23 protein-coding genes and 1 pseudogene are annotated in these 24,986 nt (G+C 72.4%); 8 read left to right on the forward strand and 16 right to left on the reverse strand.

The window, feature by feature from the left end; all coding sequences use genetic code 11:
- Positions 1–38: 38 nt before the first annotated feature.
- The 3 genes and pseudogenes from M1E25_RS08730 to M1E25_RS08740 form a co-directional block, all read right to left on the reverse strand.
- Entirely contained in the window at positions 39–1,256 is a 1,218-nt protein-coding gene (locus tag M1E25_RS08730) for a thiolase family protein (protein ID WP_251412249.1), read from the reverse strand.
- Positions 1,253–1,990 (reverse strand): CoA-transferase subunit beta, encoded by a 738-nt coding sequence (locus tag M1E25_RS08735; RefSeq protein ID WP_251412320.1) that lies wholly within the window; start codon positions 1,988–1,990, stop codon positions 1,253–1,255. The genes M1E25_RS08730 and M1E25_RS08735 overlap by 4 nt, the downstream gene beginning before the upstream one ends.
- A gap of 123 nt (positions 1,991–2,113) precedes the next feature.
- Positions 2,114–2,911 (reverse strand): annotated as a pseudogene (locus M1E25_RS08740) (CoA transferase subunit A); the annotation flags it as partial.
- 167 nt (positions 2,912–3,078) lie between these two features.
- Here M1E25_RS08740 and M1E25_RS08745 point away from each other — a divergent pair.
- Positions 3,079–4,734 (forward strand): IclR family transcriptional regulator domain-containing protein, encoded by a 1,656-nt coding sequence (locus tag M1E25_RS08745; RefSeq protein WP_251412252.1) that lies wholly within the window; start codon positions 3,079–3,081, stop codon positions 4,732–4,734.
- Positions 4,735–4,846: 112 nt separating this feature from the next.
- Positions 4,847–6,445: an apolipoprotein N-acyltransferase gene (lnt, locus tag M1E25_RS08750; RefSeq protein ID WP_251412254.1), complete on the forward strand. Its 1,599-nt coding sequence runs from the start codon at positions 4,847–4,849 to the stop codon at positions 6,443–6,445.
- Here the strand turns inward: lnt and M1E25_RS08755 are convergent.
- Positions 6,369–7,274, reverse strand: a complete 906-nt coding sequence (locus M1E25_RS08755) for a Gfo/Idh/MocA family protein (protein ID WP_251412256.1) — start codon at positions 7,272–7,274, stop codon at positions 6,369–6,371. The genes lnt and M1E25_RS08755 overlap by 77 nt on opposite strands.
- 197 nt (positions 7,275–7,471) lie before the next feature.
- Between M1E25_RS08755 and M1E25_RS08760 the strand changes: the two genes are divergently transcribed.
- Positions 7,472–7,984 (forward strand): DinB family protein, encoded by a 513-nt coding sequence (locus M1E25_RS08760; protein WP_251412258.1) that lies wholly within the window; start codon positions 7,472–7,474, stop codon positions 7,982–7,984.
- A gap of 48 nt (positions 7,985–8,032) precedes the next feature.
- On the opposite strand, the gene M1E25_RS08765 is transcribed toward M1E25_RS08760, so the two are convergent.
- From M1E25_RS08765 to M1E25_RS08790, 6 genes are all read right to left on the reverse strand, one after another.
- Positions 8,033–8,443 (reverse strand): hypothetical protein, encoded by a 411-nt coding sequence (locus M1E25_RS08765; protein WP_251412322.1) that lies wholly within the window; start codon positions 8,441–8,443, stop codon positions 8,033–8,035.
- A 247-nt stretch (positions 8,444–8,690) separates the two neighbouring features.
- Positions 8,691–9,359, reverse strand: a complete 669-nt coding sequence (locus tag M1E25_RS08770) for a uracil-DNA glycosylase (RefSeq protein ID WP_251412324.1) — start codon at positions 9,357–9,359, stop codon at positions 8,691–8,693.
- A gap of 144 nt (positions 9,360–9,503) precedes the next feature.
- Positions 9,504–10,274, reverse strand: coding sequence for an SDR family oxidoreductase (locus tag M1E25_RS08775; protein ID WP_251412260.1), 771 nt, complete (start codon positions 10,272–10,274; stop codon positions 9,504–9,506).
- Between the two features lie 15 nt (positions 10,275–10,289).
- Entirely contained in the window at positions 10,290–11,051 is a 762-nt protein-coding gene (gene fabG, locus M1E25_RS08780; RefSeq protein WP_251412262.1) for a 3-oxoacyl-ACP reductase FabG, read from the reverse strand.
- A gap of 188 nt (positions 11,052–11,239) precedes the next feature.
- On the reverse strand, positions 11,240–11,623 hold the full coding sequence (locus M1E25_RS08785; RefSeq protein ID WP_251412264.1) for a DUF3037 domain-containing protein: 384 nt from the start codon (positions 11,621–11,623) through the stop codon (positions 11,240–11,242).
- The gene (locus M1E25_RS08790) at positions 11,620–12,444 is read right to left on the reverse strand and encodes a HipA family kinase (RefSeq protein ID WP_251412267.1); all 825 of its coding nucleotides are present in this window, start codon (positions 12,442–12,444) and stop codon (positions 11,620–11,622) included. Before M1E25_RS08790 ends, M1E25_RS08785 begins: the two co-directional genes overlap by 4 nt.
- A 57-nt stretch (positions 12,445–12,501) precedes the next feature.
- Here M1E25_RS08790 and M1E25_RS08795 point away from each other — a divergent pair, with 57 nt between their 5' ends.
- Complete coding sequence (locus M1E25_RS08795) at positions 12,502–14,583, forward strand: S9 family peptidase (protein WP_251412269.1); 2,082 nt, start codon at positions 12,502–12,504, stop codon at positions 14,581–14,583.
- Positions 14,584–14,672: 89 nt separating this feature from the next.
- A complete protein-coding gene (locus tag M1E25_RS08800) occupies positions 14,673–15,134 on the forward strand; it encodes a Rieske (2Fe-2S) protein (protein ID WP_251412270.1) in 462 nt (153 codons plus the stop codon).
- A gap of 15 nt (positions 15,135–15,149) precedes the next feature.
- Here the strand turns inward: M1E25_RS08800 and M1E25_RS08805 are convergent, their stop codons facing one another.
- Entirely contained in the window at positions 15,150–16,076 is a 927-nt protein-coding gene (locus tag M1E25_RS08805; protein ID WP_251412272.1) for a LysR family transcriptional regulator, read from the reverse strand.
- A gap of 72 nt (positions 16,077–16,148) precedes the next feature.
- Here M1E25_RS08805 and M1E25_RS08810 point away from each other — a divergent pair, with 72 nt between their 5' ends.
- On the forward strand, positions 16,149–17,129 hold the full coding sequence (locus M1E25_RS08810) for a DMT family transporter (protein ID WP_251412274.1): 981 nt from the start codon (positions 16,149–16,151) through the stop codon (positions 17,127–17,129).
- Here the strand turns inward: M1E25_RS08810 and M1E25_RS08815 are convergent.
- Positions 17,120–18,451 carry an aminotransferase class I/II-fold pyridoxal phosphate-dependent enzyme gene (locus M1E25_RS08815; RefSeq protein WP_251412276.1) on the reverse strand — a complete coding sequence of 444 codons (1,332 nt, stop codon included), beginning with the start codon at positions 18,449–18,451 and terminating at the stop codon, positions 17,120–17,122. The genes M1E25_RS08810 and M1E25_RS08815 overlap by 10 nt on opposite strands.
- A 34-nt stretch (positions 18,452–18,485) precedes the next feature.
- Between M1E25_RS08815 and M1E25_RS08820 the strand changes: the two genes are divergently transcribed.
- Positions 18,486–19,151 (forward strand): pyridoxamine 5'-phosphate oxidase family protein, encoded by a 666-nt coding sequence (locus M1E25_RS08820; protein ID WP_251412278.1) that lies wholly within the window; start codon positions 18,486–18,488, stop codon positions 19,149–19,151.
- 52 nt (positions 19,152–19,203) lie between these two features.
- Here M1E25_RS08820 and M1E25_RS08825 read toward each other — a convergent pair whose 3' ends face one another.
- Together M1E25_RS08825 and M1E25_RS08830 are read right to left on the reverse strand one after the other, a co-directional pair.
- Positions 19,204–20,163 carry a DMT family transporter gene (locus tag M1E25_RS08825; protein ID WP_251412280.1) on the reverse strand — a complete coding sequence of 320 codons (960 nt, stop codon included), beginning with the start codon at positions 20,161–20,163 and terminating at the stop codon, positions 19,204–19,206.
- A 162-nt stretch (positions 20,164–20,325) separates the two neighbouring features.
- Positions 20,326–21,321 carry an EamA family transporter gene (locus M1E25_RS08830; RefSeq protein WP_251412283.1) on the reverse strand — a complete coding sequence of 332 codons (996 nt, stop codon included), beginning with the start codon at positions 21,319–21,321 and terminating at the stop codon, positions 20,326–20,328.
- Positions 21,322–21,487: 166 nt separating this feature from the next.
- Between M1E25_RS08830 and M1E25_RS08835 the strand changes: the two genes are divergently transcribed.
- Positions 21,488–22,309 carry a PhzF family phenazine biosynthesis protein gene (locus M1E25_RS08835; RefSeq protein ID WP_251412285.1) on the forward strand — a complete coding sequence of 274 codons (822 nt, stop codon included), beginning with the start codon at positions 21,488–21,490 and terminating at the stop codon, positions 22,307–22,309.
- Between the two features lie 30 nt (positions 22,310–22,339).
- Here the strand turns inward: M1E25_RS08835 and M1E25_RS08840 are convergent, their stop codons facing one another.
- Both M1E25_RS08840 and M1E25_RS08845 read right to left on the reverse strand, forming a co-directional pair.
- A complete protein-coding gene (locus M1E25_RS08840; RefSeq protein ID WP_251412326.1) occupies positions 22,340–23,137 on the reverse strand; it encodes a CPBP family intramembrane glutamic endopeptidase in 798 nt (265 codons plus the stop codon).
- A 128-nt stretch (positions 23,138–23,265) separates the two neighbouring features.
- On the reverse strand, positions 23,266–24,762 hold the full coding sequence (locus tag M1E25_RS08845) for a glutamate-cysteine ligase family protein (RefSeq protein ID WP_251412287.1): 1,497 nt from the start codon (positions 24,760–24,762) through the stop codon (positions 23,266–23,268).
- Positions 24,763–24,986: the final 224 nt, after the last annotated feature.

The raw sequence follows: 24,986 nt of genomic DNA on the forward strand, positions 1-24,986 counted from the left end.
GGCCCCCGGTTGTCCGCGTCCGGGGGCCCGGGGACGGGTCATCGCTCGAGGACGAGTGCCAGTCCCTGCCCGACGCCGATGCACAGCGCGGCCAGCCCGGTCCCGGAGCCGGCGGCGGCGAGCTGGTGGGCGACGGCTCCCGCGATCCGCGCGCCGGAGGCGCCGAGCGGGTGGCCGAGGGCGATGGCGCCGCCACGCCGGTTGACGATGCCGGGGTCGAGTTCGGGCCACTCGGCGAGACAGCCCAGGGCCTGTGCGGCGAAGGCCTCGTTGAGCTCGACGGTGCGCAGGCCGCCGAAGTCCGTTCCGGCCCTGGTGAGCGCGCGGCGGACGGCCTCCACCGGCCCGAGGCCGAAGTACTGCGGCTCGATACCGGTGACGGCGCTCGCCCGGACCCGGGCCAGGGGCTCGCGGCCGGTGGCCTTCAGCCCCTCCTCGTCGACCAGCAGCAGGGCGGCCGAGCCGTCGTTGAGGGGGGAGGAGTTGCCCGCCGTGATGGTGCCGCCGTCCTTGCGGAAGGCGGGCTTGAGCCGGGCGAGCGCCTCGAGGGAGGTGTCCTCGCGGACGCACTCGTCCCGGGTGAGGACGCCGGCCCGGCCGCGTGAGGTGACCGGCCCGTCGTAGGGGACGACCTCGGCCGCGTACGAGCCGTCCTTCCAGGCACGGGCGGCCTTTTCGTGGCTGGCGAGCGCGAAGGCGTCCTGCTGTTCGCGGGTGATCCCGTGGCGGTCGGCGACGAGTTCGGCGCCCTCTCCGAGTCCGACCGTCCATTCCGCCGGCATGCGGGGGTTGGTCATCCGCCAGCCGAGGGTGGTGGAGTGGAGCGTCTGGGGGCCTGCGGGGAAGGCTCGTTCGGGCTTGGGCAGCACCCAGGGCGCGCGGGTCATCGACTCGACACCGCCGGCGATGACGACCGAGGCGTCACCGACGGCGATGGAGCGGGCGGCCTGGATCACCGCCTCCATGCCGGAGCCGCAGAGCCGGTTGACGGTCACGCCGGGCACGCTCACGGGCAGGCCGGCCAGCAGCACGGCCATGCGGGCGACGTCCCGGTTCTCCTCCCCCGCCCCGTTGGCGTTGCCGAACACGACGTCGTCGATGCGTGCCGGGTCCAGCTCCGGCGCGCGGTCGACGAGGGCCTTGACGACATGGGCGGCCAGGTCGTCGGGCCGCACGTCGGACAGCTCGCCGGAGTACTTGCCGATGGGCGTGCGGACGGCGTCGACGATGTACACGTCGCGGAGTCGGTCGGTCAACGGGGGCTCCTTCCGGCGGCCTTGAGGGCGCGCAGGGCTTCGAGTTCCTCCGCGGTGGGAGGAGAGGTGGTCGTGATGTCGTCCGCGGTCCGCAGTTTCCAGCCCGTCGCTTCGCGGACCTGCTCGACGGTGACCCCGGGGTGCAGTTCGGTGAGGACCAGTTCGGCGGTCCCCGGGTCGGGGCGGAGCACGCCGAGATCGGTGATGACGGCAGCCGGACCCGCCCCCGGCATACCGAGGGCGCGCCGGTCCCCGGGGCCGGACCCGTGCCCCAGGGTGGTGACGAAGTCGGTCTTCTCCACGAAGTTGCGGGTGCTGTGCCGGAGCACGACCAGCACCCGGCCGCAGTTGGCCGCAATCTCGGGGGCTCCGCCCGCGCCGGGCAGGCGTCCCTCGGGCCGGTCCGGACCTCGGTCCACGACGGTGGTGTTGATGTTGGCGAAGCGGTCGATCTGCGCGGCGCCGAGGAACCCGACGTCGATCCGGCCGCCCTGGAGCCAGTAGTTGAACATCTCGGGCACCGTGACGACGGCGTCCGCAGTGTCGGCGAGTTCCCCGTCACCGATGGACAGGGGCAGCCGGGTCGGCTTGGACCCGATGGTCCCGGACTCGTAGATCAGCACCAGCCCGGGCTCCGTGATGCGCCGGGCGAGGTTGGCGGCGGTACTGGGCAGGCCGATGCCGACGAAGCAGGTCCGGGCACCGGAGAGCATCCGGGCAGCGTTGATCTCCATGAGTTCGTCACCGGTCCAGGCCGCCGCGTCCGCACCGGTGTCGCCGCCCGGACCCGGCTCGTGTGTCCGGGCAGGCCGCCCGGCTGCCGGCGTCTCCTGCGTGGGGGGCTGCGGACGGATGCCCCGCACGTGTTCGTCGATCCAGCGGGTGAAGGTCTCCCGGTCGCGGGCGATGGCGTCCCACGTGCGGTAGAAGGCGTTGTCGCGTTCGGAGTACCCGCTCGCGTAGGAGGGGTGGGCGCCGCCGGGCACCACGGCCACGGCGTCCACCGTCCAGGCCGGGAGCACCACGCCGCCGGGTCTCGGCTCGAGCGTCCCGACGATCTCCTCGACGGTGACCAGGACCCGCCCGGCGGCCAGCGCCGCCTCCTTCTGCACCCCGGCCAGACCCCAGAGCTGCACGTTCCCGTGGCGGTCGGCCTGCTGGGCGTGGATGACGGTGACGTCGGGGTTGAGCGCGGCCACCGCTGCCAGTTCCTCCCCGGTGAAGGGGCAGACCACCGTGGAGACCGTCGGGGTCCGGCCGACGAGGTCGCTGCCCCGGTAGCCGCGCAGGACCGCGAACGGCAGCTTGGACGCACCGGCGGCGTACCGGTTGGCCATGCCGGCGTGACTGTGCTCATCGGTTTCCAGCGGGCGCGGCCAGCCGTTCTCCACGGCGTCGCGGAAGCGGTGGAGCGAGCCCACGCCCGGGTTGCCGCCCCAGGAGAAGACGAGTCTGCGCGCCGCACCTGCGCCGATGAGCTGGTCGTAGACGACGTCGGGGGTCATGCGCGCCAGCGTCAGGTCGGTGATGCCCTGACGGATGATCTCGTGCGCCGCGGCGAACGGGATGAGGTGGGTGAAGCCTTCGAGTGCGACGGTGTCGCCGTCGTGGACAAGATCCGCCACGGCGTCGCGCAGGGTCCGGATGGCCGCCATCGTCCTCACCTCCGGCTCCGCGGGACCCGGCCGACGGAACCATTCCTCGCGTTTGTTCGCACAGTGAACTAGAGTTCATAATCGATGTCCGCGAGTCTGGCCCCCTCCGCTCGTGCTGTCAACGGTCGCAGGCGCGGTTCCTGCGACATCCGCGCTGGGAGAAGTGCATGTCTCATCCGGGGACCGGCCCCGCTCCGCCCCCGGAGGCGGTGGGTCCACTGATCCGCGGTCTGGCCGTGCTGCGCGTCCTGTCCGCCGCCGGCGGGCGGCTCTCCGCGGGCGAACTGGCCCGCGCGACGGGCCTGGCCCGCTCGACCGTCGACCGGGCGCTCAGCACGTTCGACCGCCTCGGCCTGCTGCGCGCCGAGGGGAGGGACGCGGTGCTCGCGCCGCCGCTGATGGAGCTGGGCAACGCCTACCTGGCCGCCTCGCGGCTGCCGCGCCTCCTCGGCCCCCTGGCGGACCGGCTCGCCGCCGAACTGGACGAGTCGGTGTCACTGGCCGTGCCCGACGGGGACGGGGCACGTTTCGTCCATCAGGCCGTACGGCGTCGTTCGGTCTCCCTCGCCTTCCGCGTCGGCGACCTCGTCCCGGCCGAACGGGGAGCCCCCGGGGCCCTGTTCGCCTCGGCCTGGACGCACGACGAGTGGGAGCAATGGCGCCGGCGCAGGGCCGCGGACCCCACGGACTCCGGATTCCCGGCCGTGCCCGCCGGAGACGGCGGCGACCACGCTTTCGCCGAGCGGGTGGCGCTCGCTGCCGAACGCGGATGGGCGGCGGACGGCGAACTGATCGAGCCCGGCCTGATCGCCGTCGCGGTGCCGGTGCACGACGCCTGCGGACTCCAGGTGTGCGCCCTGAGCGTCGTCAGCCACACCAGCCGCCACGACACGGACTCACTCGCCGCCGCCGTCCTCCCCCGGCTGCGGGAGACCGCCCAGCGGATGGAGCGGGCGCTCGCGGCGCCGACGCCCCCGGCCGCCGGTGCGCCGGCCCCCGCCGCGGCGACCGCTGCCAACCGCGCCTCGAAACAGGAACTCGGCCCGGAGTTCGTCGAGTCGCTCGCCCGCGGCATCGCCGTCCTCACCGTCTTCGGCGAGGGCCGCGAGGCACTCCCGCTCACCACGGTCGCCGAAGCCTCCGGCCTGCCCCGTGCCACCGCCCGCCGGGCCCTGTTCACACTGCGCCACCTCGGCTATGTCGCCGCGGACGGAAGCCTGTTCCGGCCCACTCCCCGGGTCCTCGAGCTCGGCTTCGCGGCGCTTTCCGGCCTCACCCTCCCCGGCATCGCCCGCCACCATCTCGCCGAACTGGTGGAGCTGGTGCACGACTCGGCGTCGATGGCCGTGCTCGACGGCGACGACATCCGCTACGTGGCCCGCGTCCCGACCGTCCGCATCATGCGGGTCGACATCACCGTGGGCACCCGCTTCCCCGCCTATGCGACCGCGATGGGGCGGGTGCTGTACGCCGGGCTGCCGGAGGAGGAACGCGGTCCGCGGCTCGCCGGCATCCGCCTCGACCCGCTGACCCCGCACACCGTCACCGCACCGGAACGGCTGGCCGCCCTCGTCGAGGAAACCGGCCGGCAGGGCCACGCCCTGGTGAACGACGAACTGGAGGAGGGGCTGCGCTCGCTCGCCGTCCCGGTGCACGACCCGGCCGGCCGAGTGGTCGCGGCCGTCAACATCTCGATGCACAGCGCGCGCAGGACACCGGAGCAGGCACTCGACGAACTGCTCCCGCCGCTGCGCCGGACGGCCCGGCACATCGAGGGCGACCTGCGGGTCGCCGGACGCTTCACCGCCGTACCGCTGTCCTGAGCCGCACCCGCCCGGGCGACGCGGTGCGCAGCGGAATGCCGCCGCTCGCAGCGAACCGCGCGCACACTGGTGGTGCACCGGTCACCAGCCGAGCACCGGAAGGGGAGGTGCCATGCGGACGCCGTCCGGCCTGCCGCTGCGGCGCCCGGGCCCGGCCTGGAAGCGGGGAGCCTGCGCGCTCCTCGCGGGCGCTCTGCCCTTCGTGGTCTTCCCGGAGCCCTCGCTGTGGTGGCTTGCCTGCGCGGTCCTGGTGCCGTGGATCCTCCTGCTGCGCACCGCACCGACCGGGCGCAGAGCCGTCGTCGAGGGCTGGCTGGGCGGCATGGGCTACCTGATGGCCGTCCACCACTGGCTGCTGCCGAGCCTGCACGTGTTCATCCTGGTGCTGGCCGCCGTGCTGGGCCTGCTGTGGGCGCCCTGGGGATGGCTGGTGCGGCAGATGCTGCACGGAACGCCCGGCCCCGGACGCACGCTCGCCGCGATGGCGGTGGTGCCGTCCGGATGGATGCTCATCGAAGCCGTCCGTTCCTGGGAGTACCTGGGCGGGCCCTGGGGACTGATCGGGGCGAGCCAGTGGCAGGTGAGCCCGGCGCTCCGGCTGGCGTCCGTCGGAGGGGTTTGGCTGGTCGGCTTCCTGGTGGTGGCCGCCAACACGGGGCTCGCGGCGCTGCTCGCCGTGCCCCGCAGGCGTACCGCGGTCGCGGTCGCGCTGGCCGCCGGCACCACCGGAGCATGGCTGCTCTCGGCCTGGACTCCGGCGCCGGAGCGGGCCGGAAGCGTGCGGGTGGCCGTCGTGCAGCCCGGTCTCGTCACCGGCGCGGACAACCAGCAGCGGCGGTTCGACCGGCAGGAGGAGCTGACCCGGCAGATCGCCGACCGGCGTCCGGCTCTGGTCGTGTGGGGCGAGAGCGGTGTCTCCCGGGATCTCGCCGACCGCCCCGACCTGCGGCAGCGGCTGGCCGCCCTGTCCCGGGAGACCGGCGCGGCATTGCTGGTGAACGTGGATGCGCGGGACCCCGGCCGGCACGGGATCTACAAGAGTTCGGTGCTGGTCGGGCCGGAGGGCCTGACCGGGCAGCGCTACGACAAGATGAGGCTGGTGCCGTTCGGCGAGTACGTCCCCGCGCGTTTCCTGCTGGGCTGGGCCACCTCGGTCGGCAAGGCGGCGCCGGAGGACCGACGGCGCGGGGCAGCGCCGGTGGTGATGGACCTGCCGGAGACGGGCCGCGGGGCCGGCGGTCTGCGGCTGGGCCCCCTGGTCTGCTTCGAGACGTCGTTTCCCGACATGAGCCGCGCACTGGTACGCGACGGGGCACAGGTACTGGTCGCACAGTCCTCGACCTCCACCTTCCAGCACAGCTGGGCCCCGGAGCAGCACGCCTCCCTCGGAGCCGTGCGGGCGGCGGAGACCTGGCGGCCGATGGTCCACGCGACGCTGACGGGTGTCAGTGCGGTGTACGGGCCGGACGGCAACCGGGTGGGCGGCGAGCTGTCCACCGACGCCTCGGCGGCAGCGGTGTACGACGTCCCGCTCGGCGGCGGCACGAGTCCGTTCGTCCGGTACGGGGAGTGGCCGCTGCAGCTGTCGGCCGGTGTTCTCCTGGTGTTCGCCGCGGTCGAGGCCGGACGGCGTTTCAGGCGGCCTGGCGCAGCGCCTCGGAGACGACGAACTCGCACATCCGGTGGGTCAGCAGCGCGTCCTCGGCGGTGAGCTGCTCCCCCGCCCGGACCGCGTCGAGGAAGGCGAGGACTGCCTGCTCGATCCCCCGTTGCCGGGGCACGGGCACCCAGTCACCGCGTCGGCGCACGCTCGGCTGTCCCTTGTGCTCGACGACTTCCGCGAGGTTGAGGACCTGTCGCTTGGTGTCCCGGCCGGAGACCTCGAGCACCTCTTCGGCGGAGCCGCTCATCCGGTTCATGATGCCGACGGCGGTGAACCCGTCGCCGGCGAGCTGGAGGACGACGTGGTGCAACAACCCGTCCTGTACCCGCGCGTGGACGCGGGTGTCCTCGATCTCGCCGGGTGCCAGGAAGCGCAGCGTGTCGACGACGTGGATGAAGTCGTCGAGCACGAAAGTCCGCGGTGCGCCGGGGAGGCCGATGCGGTTCTTCTGCATGAGGATCAGGTCGCGGGGACTGTCGCGGCACTGCACGTAGCCGGGCGCCCAGCGCCGGTTGAAGCCCACGGCCAGGCCCGTGCCGTGCTCGGCCGCCAGGGTGACGAGACGTTCGGTGTCGGCGAGTTCGTAGGCGATGGGCTTGTCGACGTAGGTGGGGACGCGGGCCCGCAGGAGACCGGCGACGAGCGCCGGGTGCGCCTGGGTGGGAGCGTGCACGAAGGCGGCGTCGAGGCCCACGCCGAGCAGGGACTCGAGTTCGGCATGGCGGTTGTCGATCGGGATCCGGTGGACGTCGCCGACCCGTTCGAGGGTGGCGGTCGTCCGTGTGTGCAGGTGCAGTTCCAGCCCGGGCAGGGCGGCGAGTACCGGCAGATAGGCCTTCTGCGCGATGTCGCCGAGCCCGATGCAGCCGACCTTCACCCCAGTCTCCTCAGTCCGGCGGGGGCGCGTGGATGCGCGGGTCCTTCTCCGGAGCATACGTCCGCCGGGGTGTCCGGCACGGTCCGGGAGGTCCGTCCCGGTGCCGTCCCCGGGCGGCGGGAGCGGGCGTGGGGCACGCGGTGCGGGGCGGCGTATTTCGCTCGCGACCGGGCCGCCGGGCCGCCATGATGACGGCCATGACCTCATCCGAGCGCACCGGTCCCTCCGCCTCCGCCGGCGAACGCGACATGCTGGACGGCTGGCTCGAATTCCATCGCGAGACCCTCGTGGCCAAGTGCGAAGGCCTGTCCGACGAACAGCTGCGCACGGCCTCGGCCGAGCCGTCGATGCTGTCCCTGCTCGGCCTGGTCCGCCACATGGCGGACGTGGAGCGCCACTGGTTCCGCCGGGTGCTCACCGGGGAGGAGATCGAGCCGATCTTCTACACCGAGGACGACCCCGACCGCGACTTCCGGGCGGGCGACGGGGACACCTGGCAGGACACCCACACCACCTGGCAGGCCGAGGTCGCCGCCGCGCGGGCCGCAGTGGGCGGGCGGTCCCTGGACGACCTCGCCGTGCGCGAGAACCGTGAGGGCGGAAAGTTCAACCTGCGCTGGATCTACGTGCACATGATCGAGGAGTACGCGCGGCACAACGGCCATGCCGACCTGCTGCGCGAGCGGATCGACGGGGCCACCGGAGTCTGACCTGCCCGCCGGGGCAGGGTGACCGTGCGAGGCTCTTTCCCTGCCCGGTCACCCTCCCGCCAGCCGCAGTTCCATCCGTCCGATCGCGGTGCGCACGCCCTGGGCGTACCGGTCGTCCGGCAGCGCGGTGGAGGCCCGCCAGGCCATGTCGAGGTGCAGACGGGCTTCGTCCGGGCGGTTCAGCCGGGCGTAGTCGGCAGCCAGGTTCAGGTGCAGCGAGGCGTACAGCGCCCGGACCGCCGGGTTCTCGCCGTGCGAGGGACCGGCCACCGACGCCTGCTCCGCGGCCTGCAGCGCCCTCAGGTCCCAGGCGAGTTCATCGGCCGGGTCGTCCTGCATGTCGGCGAGGTAGTGCGCCAGGGTGCACCGGTGGAAAGCGTCGCCGTTGTCGCTGATCTCCTGCCACAGCAGGGCGAGCCGGTTGCGCGCCTCCTCCCGGTCTCCCCCGTGGTGCAGCATGACGGCCTGCCCGATCCTGGTCGTCACGGCATCCTCGGACTGCTGGTCCCCGCACTCGCCGGTCACTGCCGCCTCCTCGGGTCGTGAAGTACGGCAAGCCGGTTTCCGGCGCCATCCGCTCCAGCCCCGTGGATACCGTCAGGGTGGCTGGTCCCCGGTCCGACGCGCCCGGCACGCCATGCACACTTCACCGACTCGGGCGGGTGCCGGGCCGCCGCGCCGCCTCCGCTCGGGGCGCCCCGGCACGTCAGCCCAGGTCCGGGATGCGCCAGTCGACCGGCTTGTGGCCCTGGGCCTCGATCGCGTCGTTGATCTGCGTGAACGGGCGGCTGCCGAAGAAGCGCTTGGCGGACAGCGGGGAGGGGTGGGCACCCTGGATCACGGCGTGCCGTTCGGTGTCGATGAGCGGGAACTTCTTCTTGGCGTAGTTGCCCCACAGGACGAACACGGCGGGGTCGGGCCGGGCGGACACGGCGTGGATGACCGCATCGGTGAACTTCTCCCAGCCCTTTCCCTTGTGCGAGTTGGCCTCGCCCGAACGCACCGTGAGCACCGCGTTCAGCAGCAGGACCCCCTGCCGGGCCCAGGGCAGCAGGCAGCCGTTGTCGGGCACCGGGTGGCCGAGGTCGTCCCGCATCTCCTTGTAGATGTTGCGCAGCGACGGCGGCGTCCTGACCCCCGGGCGCACCGAGAAGCAGAGCCCGTGGCCCTGCCCTTCGCCGTGGTAGGGGTCCTGGCCGAGGATCAGCACCTTGACCTGGTCGAAGGGGGTGGCCTCGAGTGCCGCGAAGACCTCCTCGCGCGGGGGGTGGACCGGCCCCCGTGCCCGTTCCTCCTCGACGAACGCGACGAGCTCCTTGAAGTAGGGCTTGTCCAGCTCGTCGCCAAGGACGCCGCGCCAGGAATCGGGCAGCATGTCGGTCACAACAACCTCCGGTGTCAACGGTTCCGCCACCCATGAACGTACCGGTGACGACCGACAGTGCGACGGCCGGACGGGGGACGGCAGCGGGCCCCGGCCCCGCACGACGCGGAGGCGGGGCCCGTGACGCCACCGATGTCAGCCGACTCCGCCGTTGAGGAAGATGCCGCCGTCCACGACGAGGTTCTGGCCCGTGACCCACGCGGCGCGGTCGGAGAGCAGGAACTCGGCCGCGCCCCCGATGTCCTCGGGCCTGCCGAGGCGCTGGAGTGGGTAGGCGGCCGCGGCCTCCTCCTCCCGGCCCTCGTAGAGCGCCTTGGCGAACTTGGTCTTCACCACGGCGGGGGCGATCGAGTTGACCCGGACACCCGGTGAGAACTCGTGGGCCAGCTGCAGGGTCAGGTTGATCATCGCGGCCTTGCTGATCCCGTAGGCGCCGACGAAGGGCGAGGCGGACACACCCGCGATGGAGGCGATGTTGACGATCGCTCCCCCGTTGTCCTTCTGCCACGCCTTCCAGGTCTGCTGGGCGAACCCGAGCGCCGAGATCACGTTGGTCTCGAAGACCTTGCGCGCCACGTCGAGATCGAGGTCGGCGATGGGCCCGAACACCGGATTGGTACCGGCGTTGTTGACGAGGTAGTCGAGACGGCCGAACGCCGCCATCGCCCCCTCGACGGCCTCGGCCCGGTGTGCTTCGTCGTGGGCCTTGCCCGCGATCCCGATCACCCGGTCCTCGGCACCTCGGGACAGCCGGTCCGCGGCCTCCTTGAGGGCCTCCTCGTTGCGTCCGGTGATGACGACCCGGTCGCCGCGCGCCACGAGGGCTTCGGCGATGCCGTATCCGATGCCGCGGCTGGCGCCCGTGACGAGCGCGACCCTGCCGCTGTCCTGCGTGTGCTCGGTCATGTGTGGGTCTCCTGGTCAGTTGAGCGGGCCGCCGGCCACGTACAGGACCTGACCGGAGACGAAGCCGGCCTGCTCGCCGGTGAAGAAGGCAATGGTGTTGGCGATGTCCTCCGGGTGGCCGACGCGCTGCACCGGAATCTGCGTGGCGGCCGCGGCCTGGAAGTCCTCGAAGCCCATGCCGACGCGCTCGGCGGTGGCTGCCGTCATGTCGGTGACGATGAACCCCGGCGCCACGGCGTTGGCGGTGATGCCGAACTTGCCGAGCTCGATCGCGAGGGTCTTGGTGAAGCCCTGCAGTCCGGCCTTGGCCGTCGAGTAGTTGGCCTGTCCGCGGTTGCCCAGCGCCGAGCTGCTGGAAAGGTTGACGATGCGGCCGAACTTGGCATCGACCATGTGCTTCTGGCAAGCCCGGGCCATCAGGAACGCACCGCGCAGGTGCACGTTCATGACGGTGTCCCAGTCCGTGTCGCTCATCTTGAACAGCAGGTTGTCGCGCAGCACACCGGCGTTGTTGACGAGGAGGGTCGGCGCGCCGAGCTCCGCGGCGACCCGGGCGACGGCAGCCTCCACCTGGTCGGCGTCCGACACGTCGCAGCCGACGGCCAGGGCCTTGCCGCCGGCGGCCGAAATCTTCTCCACGGTGTCCTTGCAGGCCGCCTCGTCGAGGTCGAGGACGGCGACGGCGCGGCCTTCCCGGGCCAGACGGACGGCGGTCGCTGCGCCGATGCCGCGGGCGGCGCCCGTCACGATGGCCACGCGCTGCTCGGTGGTGGACATGCGGATTCTCCTCGCGTTCGGGTGCGGTCCCTCCCCGGCGGACGCTCTCGGTGCGGTGGACACCAGGTGAGTGAGCAACCGCTTAGTAGGTCGGTGGACGAAACGCTAGAAGCCCTGGCACCCGGTGTCAACGGCCCATGGCCCCGGTGGCCCCAAGTCACGCGACCCCGGGCCCGTTCGGCCGCATCTCAGCGCACCAGAAGGCCGAGCAGCCGTTCCGCCTCCGCCGCCGGATCCGTGGTGAGGCCGGTGTGCACGGGCCCCGGCTGGACGACCGTGCTGCGCGGTGCGATCAGCCAGCGGAACCGGCGCCCGGCCGCGTCGCCGGCCGCCTGCCCGGCCCGCCGACCGCCCTCGCACACGTCCTCCACAGCGCGCAGTGCGGAGCGGATGCCCTCGACGTCCGCTCCGGGGTCGAGCGCATGCAGCCTCGCCTCGTCCAGATACGTGCGGGCGACGACGCAGGACTTCGCGCGGCAGTAGACGACGACTCCGGCATTGATCTGCTCACCGCGCTCGACACGCGGCACAACCCGCAGCAGCGCGTACTCGAACACGTCCCGGTCGCTCATCGCACCTCCTGCCCCTGCGGCCTGCCGGTCAGCCAGCCCGGCGCCCGGGACGGCCCGTCGGCGCTCGGCGGGCCCAGGACGATCCGCTCGTGCACGTTCCCGGACCGGGCCAGCAGCGCGTCGGCGTAGGTCTGTCGCAGTTCGTCCGGGGAGGCGAAGCCGGGCTCCTCCGTCAGCCACACGTCGGGGACCAGCGCCGTCACCTCCTCCAGCAGTTCCCGCGTGACCAGCGGAGCAAGTGCGGACGCAGCGGGCGCGATGGCCGGACCGACCGGCGCCAGCACGTGATCGGACGCGTCGTACGGCTTGAGGACGGCGCCGGCGGCGGTCGGCCAGTTGTGGTGCCAGATCATCGTGGCGCCGTGGTCGATCAGCCACGGCTCGCCGTGCCAGACCAGCATGTTGGGATTGCGCCAGGACCGGTCCACGTTGTTGACCAGGGCGTCGAACCAGACGATCCGCCCGGCCTCGTCGGGCGCGACCTCGTAGGCCAGGGGGTCGAAGCCGATCGCTCCGGGCAGGTAGTCCATCCCGAGGTTCAGGCCGCCGCTCGCCTTGAGCAGTTCCTGGACCTCCTGGTCGGGTTCCCCGAGCCCGATGACCGGATCCAGTTCGACGGCCACCAGATCGGGAACACGCAGCCCGAGCCTGCGGGCGAGTTCCCCGCAGATCACCTCGGCCACCAGGGTCTTGCGGCCCTGGCCCGCTCCGGTGAACTTGACGACGTACGTGCCGAGATCGTCGGCCTCGACGATGCCGGGCAGCGAGCCGCCCTCCCGCAGGGGCGTCACGTACCGGGTCGCGATGACTTCGGGCAGCATCACCCCAGATTACGGGGACGCGTCCACCGGGGCCTCAGTGGCTGCAAGAGTGGCTCCGTGCCCGATGCATCCGAGTTCCCCCGCCAGTTCGCCCGCACGCGCCGTTTCTCGCTCGGTGTCCCACGGGACTTCACGGTCTCCCCCGACGGGGAACGCGTGGTGTTCCTGCGGACCGGCGGGGGCCGGGATCCGGTGAGCCGGCTCTGGTCGTACGAGGGCGGGCGCGAACGACTGTTGGCCGGGCCGGAGTTGTGCGGCGCCACCGGCGAGGGCGGCACCCCCGAGGAGGAACTGCTGCGGCGGGAGAGGGCCCGCGAGCAGGCGGACGGGGTGGTGGCGTATGCGACGGACCGAGCGGCAGGAATCGCCGCGTTCGCGCTGAACGGAGAGCTGTGGGCGGCCCTCCTGTCCGGCCCCGGCAGCGCTCCGTTCCGGATCCCGGCGGCCGGTCCGGTCGTCGACCCCCGGCCCTCCCCCGACGGCCGGCACATCGCCTACGTCTCGGCGGGCGCGCTGCACGTCACCGGTGTGAGCGGCCACGACGCCCGGAGTCTCGCCGAGCCCGACGGCCCGGAGGCGAGCTATGGGCTCAGCGATCACGTGGCCGCCGAGTCCATGCACCGCCGGCGGGGCTTCTGGTGGGCCCCGGACGGCCGCGCCCTACTGGTGGCGCGGGTCGACAACACGCCGGTGCGACGTTGGTACATCGGCGATCCGGCCCGCCCCGGGCAACGTCCCCGGGCCGTCCGCTACCCCGTCGCCGGTACCGCCAACGCGGACGTGTCGCTCCACATCGTGACGCTCGACGGCAGGCGCACGCCGGTGCGGTGGGACCGGAGCGCGTTCGAGTACCTCGCGACCGCTGGGTGGGACGAGCACGGCCCGCTGATCGGTGTGCAGAGCCGCGACCAGCGCACCCTGCGCTTCCTCTCGGTGGACCCGGCGACGGGTGACACCACGCTCCGGGACGAACTGCGGGACCGCGCCTGGGTCGAGCTCGTGCCGGGGACGCCGGCCCGCACCGCGTCCGGTGCGCTCGTCCGGCACGAGGACGACGGCGCAACCCGACGGCTGTCCGTGGACGGGCGCTGTGTGACGCCCGAAGGACTCCAGCTGCGGGAAGTGCTCGCCGTGGACGGCGAAAAGGTTCTCTTCACGGCGAGCGAGGACCCCGTCGAGACACACGTGTGGTCCTACCGGCCGGAGACCGGATGCGCTCTCCTGAGCTCGGGCCCCGGTCTGCACACGGCCGTTGCCGGAGGCGGCACCCTCGTCCTCGACGGCCTCACGCCGGCCGGCCGGCGGACGACGGTGCGACGCGCCGGCCGTCCCGACCGGGCCATCGCGTCACTCGCGGAGGAACCCTTGCTCATGCCCCGGCCCGCCCATTCGTCACTGGGCGAGCGCCGGCTGCGCGGCGCGCTGTACCTGCCCTCCTGGTACGAACCCGGCTCGGGTCCGCTGCCGGTGCTCCTCGATCCGTACGGTGGCCCGGCCATGCAGGTCGCCGTCCGGGCACGCACCTGGGCCTCCTGCGTGTCGCAGTGGTTCGCCGACGAGGGCTTCGCCGTGCTCGTCACCGACGGCCGGGGCACCCAGGGCCGCGGGCCGGTGTGGGAGAAGGCCGTGCGCGGGGACACGCTCACGGCTGCCCTCGACGACCAGGTGGACGCGCTGCGCGCGGCCGCGAAGGAGCATCCCGAGCTCGATCTCGGCCGGGTCGCCATCCGAGGCTGGTCGTTCGGCGGCTATCTCGCGGCGGGGGCGGTCCTGCGCCGGCCGGATGTCTTCCACGCGGCCGTGGCCGGGGCGCCTCCCGCCGACCAGCGCCTGTACGACACCCACTGGAAGGAGCGTTTCCTCGGACATCCCGACCAGGAACCGCGGAGCTACGACGCCTCCTCGCTGATCGGTGACGCCGACCGGCTGCGTCGTCCGCTGCTCCTCGTGCACGGGCTGGCCGACGACAACGTTTTCGCGGCGCACACCCTCCGGCTGTCGGCAGCGCTGCTGGCGGCGGGGAGGCCGCACAGCGTCCTGCCGCTGCCGGGGGTCTCCCACATGGCGGCCCAGGAGGATGTCGCGGAGAATCTGCTGAGGTTCCAGCTCGACTTCCTGAAGAAGGCTCTTGGGATGTGACCATGTAGTCCCACTGCGGCGCCGCGAGCGCCCCTCTCCCCGCTCGCGCCGCGGACCTCCTCCGGGCCCATCGAAAAGGAAACATCACCATGACGGAATCTCAGGAAACGGAACCGGCCCTGTGCCGCCGTGCCGTGGTCGCGGTCGCCGGAGCGGCCGGCCTGACCGCCGCGCTCGCCGCCTGCGGCGCCTCCGGCGAGGGCGGCCAACCGGAGGACTCCCCCTCCCGCACGGGTGGCTCGAGCGATCCGGGTACGACCGGCGGCGGTGCGCTCACTTCGACCGGGGACATTCCGGAGGGCGGGGGCAAGATCTTCGCCGACGAGAAGATCGTGGTGACCCAGCCGTCGGCGGGGGAGTTCAGGGCCTTCTCGGCGGTCTGCACCCACGCCGGCTGCATCGTGTCGAGTGTCGGCGACGGCACCGTCAACTGCGCCTGCCACGGGAGCCGGTTCAGCATCGACAACGGCAGCGTCGAGCACGGCCCCGCGACGAAACCCCTGCCGGCGGAGAAGATCACGGTCAAGGGCGACTCGATCACCCGGGGCTGAGACCGGGGTTCCCGTTCAGCGGTCAGCCGTCAGAAGGCAGCCCTCAACGATTCGGGCCGCCTTCTGCAGTGCGCCCACGGCGGCCCGGACGGCCGGACGGCGGTCGGCGTCGGCCCGCCAGATCCCGTAGATGTGCCGGCGCATGGTGTGCCGCACCGGAACCACGCTGACCCCATCGGGTACCGGGCCCCGCCCCAGGCGAGGGGCGACCGCGACCCCCAGCCCGGCGGCGATCAGCAGGAGCTGGGTGTGGTGCTCCTCCGCGGTGTGCGCGATCCGGGGTTCGATCCCCTTGCCGCGGAGGGTGAACATCAGCCAGTCGTGGCAGAACTCGCCGGCCGGCCAGGAGATCCAGGCGTCACCCGCGAATTCCTCGAGATCGACCTCGCGCCGGGCGGCGAGCGGGTGCCCCGCGGGCATGGCCACGTCGGCGACGTCGTCCAGCAGCGGTGCCTTGGCGAGCCCCTCGGGCAGGGAGATCGGCCTGTTGTACCAGTCCAGGACCACCGCAACGTCCAGGTCGCCGCGCACCACCCGCGGCACCGCGTCGTCCGGCTCCGTCTCCTGCAGGCTCACCCGGAGTTGCGGGTGAGCGGAGGCGAGCTCGGCAAAGGCCGCCGGGAACAGCCCCCGCGCCGCGGTCGGAAAGGCCCCGAGCAGCAGTTCCCCGACGGCCGCTCCGCGATGCGCCTCCAAGTCCGCCTCGGCCAGCGCCACCTGGGACAGGATGCGCGCAGCATGGTCGGCGAGCAGGCGGCCGGCGTCGGTCAGCCGTACGCCGCGCCCGTTCCTGCCGAGCAGTTGCTGGCCCGCCTCTCGCTCGAGCTTGGCCAGCTGCTGCGAGACGGCGGACGTCGTCACGTGGAGGCCGTCGGCCGCCGCGCTCACCGACCCGTGACGGGCCACGGCTTCCAGGGTGCGGAGACGCTCCAGGTTGAACATTAAGCAATACTAAGCGATGACTCCACAGATTCTCGCTTGTCCTAAGAGGTTGCCGGCTGCATGGTTGACCGCATGACCACCGCAGCAGCACCCGGAGCGACCCCCGCGCCGGCGCCCCCCGCCCCTGTCGTCCCCCCGATACCTGCACCGCTCCCCCGCCGGACCTCCGTGGACTGGCGGATCCGCTTCGCGGCGCTGTCCCTGATCTGGGGCTTCAGCTTTCTGCTGATCAAGGTGGGGACCCGGGGCTACGCACCGCTCCAGGTCACGCTGGGGCGGATGCTGTTCGGGGCCGCCGTGCTGGTGGCGGTGCTCGCGGTCAAACGGCAGCGGCTGCCCCGGGGAATGCGCACCTGGGGCCACCTCACCGTCGCCGCGTTCCTGCTCAACGCTCTGCCGTTCTCGCTCTTCGCTTATGCCGAGGTGACCATCCCGTCCACCCTCGCCGGCATCTGCAACGCGACCACGCCCCTGTGGGGGATGCTGCTGTCCACGGTGGCCCTGTCGGAGGACCGGCCCACCCGCCGGAGGTTCGCAGGGCTGGGTATCGGTTTCGCCGGCGTGCTGACCGTGCTCGGAGCCTGGCAGGGCTTTGCCGGCCAGGACCTCGCCGGCACCTCCATGGCGCTTGTTGCGGCGCTCAGCTACGCCGTGGGCTGGATCTACGTCCGGCGCACCCTGGCCGGCACGGGGAACTCCCACCTGTCCATGTCCGGCGCCCAACTCCTGCTCGGCACCCTCCAACTCGCCGTGGTGACACCCCTGTTCACGTCCGTGCCGACTTCGCTGCCGGTCCTGCCGCTGCTGGCCGTGGTGGCCCTCGGCGCGCTCGGGACCGGGCTCGCGTTCCTCCTCCAGTACGGTCTGGTCGCCGAGGTGGGACCGACGACGGCAACCCTGGTCACGTACTTCATCCCGGTCATCGCGACCGCCGCCGGTGTGGCGCTGCTGGACGAGCAGCTCACCTGGAACACCCCGGTGGGCGCTCTCGTGGTGCTGCTGGGCGCGGCCCTGACCCAGAGCCGGCCGCGGTTGCATCGTCGTCAGCCGTAGCGGACCCCGGTCCCCGGCCGGGCCGACGCCGCGAGGGCGTCGGCGAGCGTGCCGATGTCGTCCGGCGTCAGCGGCGAGACCGTGACCCGGACGCCGGGGGGTGAGGAAATCCGGAACCGGGCCCCCGGGGCGACCGCCCAGCCCGACTGCAGCAATCGGGCCACGGCGACGGTTTCGTCGGGCACCGGCAGCCAGACGTTCATTCCGCTGCGGCCGTGTGCCCGCACTCCCCGCTCCCGCAGGGCGTCCAGCAGGGCATCGCGGCGCTCGCCGTAACGCCCCGCGACGAAGGCGGGGTTCACGGCACCGGTCCGCCACAGATGGACGACCGCGCGCTGAAGCAGGTGGCTGACCCAGCCCGGGCCGAGCCGCTGGCGCCCCTGCACCCGGTCGACCGTCGTACGGTCGCCGGTGAGCACCGCGAGTCGCAGGTCGGGGCCGTACGCCTTGGCCGTGGAACGCACCAGCGCCCAGTGCTCCACGCTTCCGGCCAGCGCATGCAGCGGCAGGCTCACGATGCCGTGCCCGTGGTCGTCCTCGATGAGCAGCAGTTGCGGGTGCGCGGCGAGCAGCGTCCGCAGCTCCGCGGCGCGCTCCCGGCTCAGGCTCGCGCCCGTCGGGTTCTGGGCCCGGCAGGTGACGACGAGCGCACGGGCTCCGCGGGCCACCGCTCGTTCGACATCCCCGGGCAGCGGGCCGTCGTCGTCGACTGCGACCGGAACCGTGCACAGCCCGAGGGCCGGGATCAGGTCGAGGAGGCTTCCCCAGCCGGGGTCCTCGACGGCGACCGCGTCCCCCGGGCGCAGATGTGCGCCCAGCACCCTCTCGATGGCGTCGAGGGCACCCGAAGTGACCGCGAGCCCGCCGTCGGGCACCCCTTCCGCGCGGAAGGCGGCCCGCGCCACACTCTCCAGCTCCGCGTCGAGCGGGGGGTCTCCGTAGAGCGGCGGGTGCGTACCGTACGCCGCCGCAGCGGCCGCGAGCGCCGGGGCGAGGTCGGGCAGCAGAGCGGTGTCGGGGTTGCCCCGGGAGACGTCCCGCACCCCGGACGGGACGTCGACGCGGATCGTCTCCCGCGGCGCGCTCGCGGGCCGGGCCCGGATACGGCTGCCGCGGCGGCCCGCGGTCTCGATGACGCCACGGTCGCGAAGGGTCCGGTACGCCGCGGCGACAGTGTTCGGGTCCACGCCCAGCTCGGCGGCCAGTCCGCGCACCGGTGGCAGCTGTTCGCCGGGGCTCAACGCACCCTTGGCGACGCCCTGTTCCACGCTGGCGGAGATCTCCGATGCGCGGCGCCCCTGGATTGGATATTCTCCTAGCACAAACATTATTATGCACTAGTTCAATGGAGACCGCGTGACCGACGCGACAGCTTACGAACCGACCGGCCGGACCGTCCCCACCCGTGCTCCGCAGCGCGCCTCGTACGACCGCGGGCTCGTGCACGCCTTGCTCGACGAGGCGTACGTCTGCCACCTCGGATTCGTGCGGGACGGCGCCCCGGTGGTGCTGCCCACCCTCTACGCCCGCATCGGCGAGAGCCTCTACATCCACGGCTCGACCGGCTCGCGACCGCTGCGTTCGGCTGGCGGGGAGGCCGACCCCGGGCTCCCGGTGTGCCTGACCATCACCCACGTCGACGGGCTGGTCCTGGCGCGGTCCGCCTTCCACCACTCGATCAACTACCGCTCCGTGGTGGTGCACGGCGTGGCCCGTCAGGTGACCGATGCCGACGAACGGTCGAAGGCACTGGATGCACTGGTGGACCACGTCGTGCCCGGCCGTTCGGCCGACTCCCGGCCCGCCAGCGCCAAGGAACTGGCCGCCACTGCGGTGCTCCGGCTCGACCTCGAGGAGGTGTCCGCGAAGGTGCGCGAGGGCGGGCCGAACGACGATCCCGAGGACCTGTCGCTGCCTCACTGGAGCGGTGTGGTCCCGGTTTCCGTGCAGCGGGGTGTCCCCGTCGCGGCGGACGACCTGGACCCTTCGGTCGCACTGCCCGCCTACCTGCGCACACGTTGAACTCCCGTGGCGGGACCGCCTGCCGGGACTGTCCCGCCATGGCGGAATCCGGTCAGGCCGGAGCGGCCCGGCGTACGGCCGCGGCGAGCCGGGCCTCCGAGGCCGCGAGCCCGGCGACCGCGGCCAGCAGCAGTACCGTGCCCGACACGGCAGCCAACGTCAGCTGCTCACCCAGCAGGACGACGGCAATGATGGCCGCGCTCACCGGCTCGATCAGCATGATCACCGAGGTCGTCGCCGCCCGGACGACCGCTGCCCCCGCGAAGTACAGGGCGTAGGCGAGAGCGGTCGGCACGACGGCCACGTACACCAGGAGGGTCAGCACGAGAAGGGGATCCGCGGTCTGCGGCAGCAGCCCTTCCGCCGCGGCCGGCGCCAGCAGGCAGACGGCTCCCACCGCGAAGGCCCAGCCCGTGGTGGAGCCGGCGCCGGGGCCCCCGCCGTCCCTGCCCAGCCGCCGGGTCACCAGGTTGACGGTGGCATAGCCGGCCGCCGACACCAGTGCCAGCACGGCCCCGTCGGGCCGGACGGTAGCCGCCCCACCGCCGAGGACCAGGACGCAGAGTCCGCCGAGTGCTCCGGCGACGGCGGCCGTTCCGCCGACGCCGAGCCGCTCCCCCAGGCTCAGTCGCGCCCCGACCGCGATGAGGACGGGACCGGCGCCCAGCGTGATGACCGTGGCCACGGCGAGGCCGGTGGCCTGGACCGCGGCGAAGTACGCGGTCTGGAACACCGTCAGCCCCAGGCCGGTCGCGCCGATGCGCACGAGCCGGCGGCGCACCGGCTCGGGGGAGGGCTTCACCGTCCGCCGCCGGCGCGGCCGCAGAGCATGTGCGGCCAGCAGGACGGCCAGCCCTCCGACATAGCGCCAGAACGACAGGGCGATCGGCCCGAGGTCGCTGCTGCGGTAGACGAGCGCGGCGGCGGCACCCGCCGTTCCCCAGGCCACACCGGCCAGGACGAGATAGACGAGACCACGCCCGACGGGCAGCGCGGGGGAAGAATTCGACACGAGTGGTTCTCCACGGGAAGAAATCCGGACGACGTCTGCGACGAATGCGGGCGCGCCGAACCACCCGGGCACGGGCCCGAGTCAGGTCTTCCGGGTTGCGGCCACCCGCCTCAGCGGACCGGAGGCGGCAGCACGAGTGCGGTCGAATACATGATCGCCACCCTATGCCGTCCGCGAGCCGGCCGGACGACTGCCCTCGGCCTCGTCGCCGTCCTCCGGCGACGAGCCGGTGAGCCCGCCCGGCGACGCCGGACGGGGCACCGATGTCTGGGCGATGAAGGCACCGGCGAGGACGAGCGTTCCGCCCAGAACCTGCGCTGCCGAGAGGTGCTCGCCGAGCAGTACCCAGGCCAGCACGGTGGCGACCACGGCCTCGAGACACGCCACCACTCCGGCGACCTGGGGCGAGAGCCGGCGGATGGACAGCACGCCGGTGAGATAGGCGACGACCGTCGCAACCAGCACCGTCCACCCCAGCAGCAGGACCGCCGGCACCCTGGCCCCGTCCAGGTCGGCTCGGCCGGCGAGCACCGACCAGTCCGTCTCCCACGGCCGGGCGACCACGGTCAGCGCCGCGGCGCCCACGAGCAGCCCGTAGGCGATGACGCCGATGGGATCGGCCGCGTCCCGCCCCTCGGCGCCATGGTCGGAGAGGACGAAGTACCCGACCTGGCAGAAGGCCGCGCCCAGGGCGAGCAGCAGACCGACCGGATCGAGGCGCATCCCGGCCCAGACCTCGACCACACAGGCGAGTCCGGTGACAGCGAGGACCACCCCGGCGACCGCGGCCCGGCTCACCGCCCGGCGCTGCACGAACCTCACCCAGCCGAGGACCAGGGCCGGGGCGAGATACTCGATCAGGAGGGCGACGCCCACCGGGATCCGCGAGAGCGCGGCGAAGTAGCAGGCCTGGACGCCCGCCACGGCGAGCAGCCCGAAACCGGCCAGCAGCGTGGGGCGGCGACACAGCAGTGCACGGTGCCGCCAGGCGACCGGGAGCATGACGAGCGCGGCGCCGGCGACCCGCAACCAGACGGCGTGCAACGGCTCGAGCCCGGCTTCGATGAGCGGTTTGACCGCCACCCCGGATCCCCCGAACGCGACGGCGGACACCAGGGCGAGCGCGAGGCCGCCCCTTCTCCCCTGCGATGACTGCATCGGGCCATGGTGGCAGGTCCGGCGACAGGAGCGTCACCCGGCATGGCACCTGTCCTGTGTGCTCAACCGGTTCGGCCGGTCCACGGTCGCGGACCCCAATCTGGAGGAGCCACGGAGTGATGAGTGGCCTTTGCCGGGCCGGTATGGACGGACCTAAGGTCCCGGCATGCGGATTCGAATCGTGGATGCCTTCACCGACCGTCCCTTCGCGGGCAATCCGGCCGCGGTCGTGCTGCTGGACTCGGACGGCTTCCCGTCCGGGGAATGGATGCAGAACGTCGCCGCCGAGATCAATCTCTCCGAGACCGCCTTCGCACACCCCTTGCCGGAAGGATCGGACGCGGACTGGGCGCTGCGCTGGCTGACCCCGGCCACCGAGGTCAACATGTGCGGGCACGCCACCCTGGCCACGGCGCACGTGCTCCACACCGCGGGCACCGCCGTCGGCGCGGTGCGGTTCGCGACCCGCAGCGGCGTCCTCAGCGCCACTGCACGGGACGACGGGACGATCACGCTCGACTTCCCCACCGCACCGCTGACCGCCGTCGAGGTGCCCGGGACGCTGTCCGCAGCGCTGGGCGCCGAGGTTCTGTCCGCCCACGACACCGGGCCCGACGTCGGGGACCTGCTGGTCGAACTCGCCGACGAGGACACGGTGCGCTCCGTCGTCCCCGACCTCGCCGCCGTCGCCCGGCTCGACCACCGCGGTGTGATCGTGACCGCGCGGGCCGCAGTCGCCGCCGACGGATACGACTTCGTCTCCCGCTTCTTCGGTCCGGCGTCCGGCATCGACGAGGACCCGGTCACCGGCAGCGCGCACACCGCTCTCGCCCCGTTCTGGGCCGCCCGCCTCGGGCGCGACGAGCTCACCGGATTGCAGGCATCGGCGCGCTCCGGGCTGGTGCGCGTGGACCTGTGCGGCGAGCGCACGTTGCTGACCGGCGGCGCTGTCACCGTCATCGACGGCGAGCTGCTCGTCAGCGCCTGACTGCGCAGCCGCCGGTCGTTGCGCCTCGGTTCAGGGGGTCGGCAGCCAGCCGACCTTCCCGGCCAGAAGGGCGTAGCCGATGAAGGCCACGATGTCAATGGCCGCGTGGGCGACGACCAGCGGCCCCACCCGCCCCCAGCGCCGGTAGAGCAGGACGAGGACGACGCCCATCACGATGTTGCCGACCAGCCCGCCGATGCCCTGGTAGAGGTGGTACGACCCGCGCAGCAACGAGCTGGCCAGCAGTGCCGCCATCGGGGTCCATCCCAGCCGGTCGAGCCGGCACAGCAGGTAGCCGACGACAATCACCTCCTCGACCACGGCGTTCTGCACGGCGGAGGCGACGAGCACCGGCATCTTCCACCACACGTCCGGCAGCGACTCCGGCACCACCGTGAGGTTGAATCCGGCGGCCCGCACCGCGAGGTAGAACAGCAGCCCGCTGCCACCGATGCAGGCGGCGACCACGGTTCCGCGGGCCAGATCCGAACCGGGGCGCAGACGGTCGAAGCCGACGGCGCGGAGTCCGCCCGCGCCTTCCCGCACGAACAGGTGCGCAACGAGCAGGACAGGGACCAGGGCCGTCGCGATGCCGAAGAGCTGCCATGCCAGGTCGAGCCACGGCCGGCCGGGAGCATACGAGGCGTTGAGGTTGGCGGCCTGGTCCTTCAGACCACCGGGCTTCGTCACCGAGCCGACGAAACTGATGAGAGCGGAGGCGGCACTCGCACCGACGGACAGTGCGAGGACGATCACCGTTTCGCTGCGCAGGATGCTGCGCGGTACCTCGTTCCCGGGCCGAGGGCCCACCGGCTGCTCCAGGTCCATGTGCACGCACGCCTCCAGTTCGCAGCGGCTCTCCCGTTGCCGGGCTCCCTTCCCGCGGGAGGATCACAGCTTGCCGGACGCGGGCCTGCCGGGCGCACTCCGGGGGCGGACCGGGCCCGGCGGCAGGCTCAGAGCGAGCGCGGCCAGGTGTGCACCGGTTCGCCGGAACGCATCAGCTCGCAGTAGCGACGGGTCGTCACGGCCAGCGCCGCGGCCCGGTCGAGACCGGAGTCCAGCGCCTGGTGGAACGTGGCGGCCTGCCAGGAGGCCCCGTTCACCCGCAGCCTGCAGCGTTCCTCGATGATGCCCAGGTAGTGGTCGCGGTCGGTGGGCTCGACACCCCAGGCGTCGAGGCCCGCGGCTGCGAGGGGCAGCAGTTCCTCCTGGACGAGCCGCACCGCGGGGACACGGGCGACACCGCCCTGGCGGCCGGGCCTGGGCCAGCGCAGTTCGGCGTCGATGCCGTACCGGCAGGCGTCGTCGAAGTTGGCCGCGGCCTCCTCGAAGGCCAGCTTCGACCACACCGGACGGGACTCCTCGGCGAGCGTGCGCACGAGGCCGTAGTAGAGCGCCGTGTTGGCGATCACGTCCGCGACGGTCGGCCCGGCGGGCAGCACCCGGTTCTCGACCCGCAGATGGGGGACCCCGTCCACGACCTCGTAGACCGGCCGGTTCCAGCGGTAGATGGTGCCGTTGTGCAGCACCAGTTCGTTCAGCTCCGGGATGCCGCCGTTCTCGATGATCCGCAGTGGCTCCTCCTCGCTGCAGATCGGCAGCAGTGCGGGGAAGTAGCGCAGGTTCTCCTCGAAGAGGTCAAAGGCGGAGTCGATCCATCGCTCCCCGAACCAGGTCCGCGGGCGGACGCCTTGCGCCTTGAGTTCCGGCGGCCGGGTGTCGGTGGCCTGCTGGAACAGCGGGGGCCGGGACTCGCGCCACAGCTCCCGGCCGAAGAGGAACGGCGAGTTGGCCCCGAGGGCGATCTGCACCGCGGCCACGGCCTGGGAGGCGTTCCACAGCGCGGCGAAGCGCCCCGGAGTGACCTGGAGGTGCAACTGCACCGAGGTGCACGCCGCCTCGGGGGCGATCGAGGAGGAGTTGAACGTCAGATGCTCGACGCCGTCGATGTCGAGGACGATGCCCTCGCCGCGGGCGGCGATGATCTGGTCGTTGAGCAACGTGTAGCGGCCGACGTCGGTGAGGTTCGAGAGAACGGCGTCCTGTCCGGCGAGCGTCGGAAGAATGCCGATCATCACGATTCCCGCGGACAACTCCTGTGCTTTGCGATCGGCATAGGAGAGGCCGGCGCGCAGTTCCTCGGCGAGCTGATCGAGAACCCTTCCCGACAACCGGTGCGGGAGAATGTTCACCTCGAGGTTGAACTGGCCGAGTTCACTCTGGAAATCACCGCTCCCGATGCGGTCGAGAACCTCGGTGTTCAGCATTCGTGGAAGACCGTCCTCGCCGGCGAGATTCAGTTCTATCTCCAGTCCCATCAGATTCCTGGGACGGTCGAACCTCTTCTCTTCCAGCAGCCGCTCCAGTCCCTCGAGACACTGGTGCAGCTTGCTCCGGTGGCGTTGCCGGTCCGCCAGATCGAACCCTCCCGACTCGACCTTCTCCCCCATGCGACCTTCCTTCCCTCGCGACGAGCGTGCACCGATGCTGCCCATGCGTTGTGATCCATAACGCCGCGCCACCACCCCTTGCCCGCTACGCTCTCCCGTACACGCACCGTGGCACTTTCCTCCGGCACGGGCAGCGTAACGATTGAAGCCGATTGCCCGTCGAGAATCTCCGACGGGAATCGGCCTGGGCCGCGTTGGGTATGACACGAGGTGTTGCTTCCCAC

The organism is Streptomyces meridianus, from assembly GCF_023703325.1.
Lineage (GTDB): Bacteria > Actinomycetota > Actinomycetes > Streptomycetales > Streptomycetaceae > Streptomyces > Streptomyces meridianus.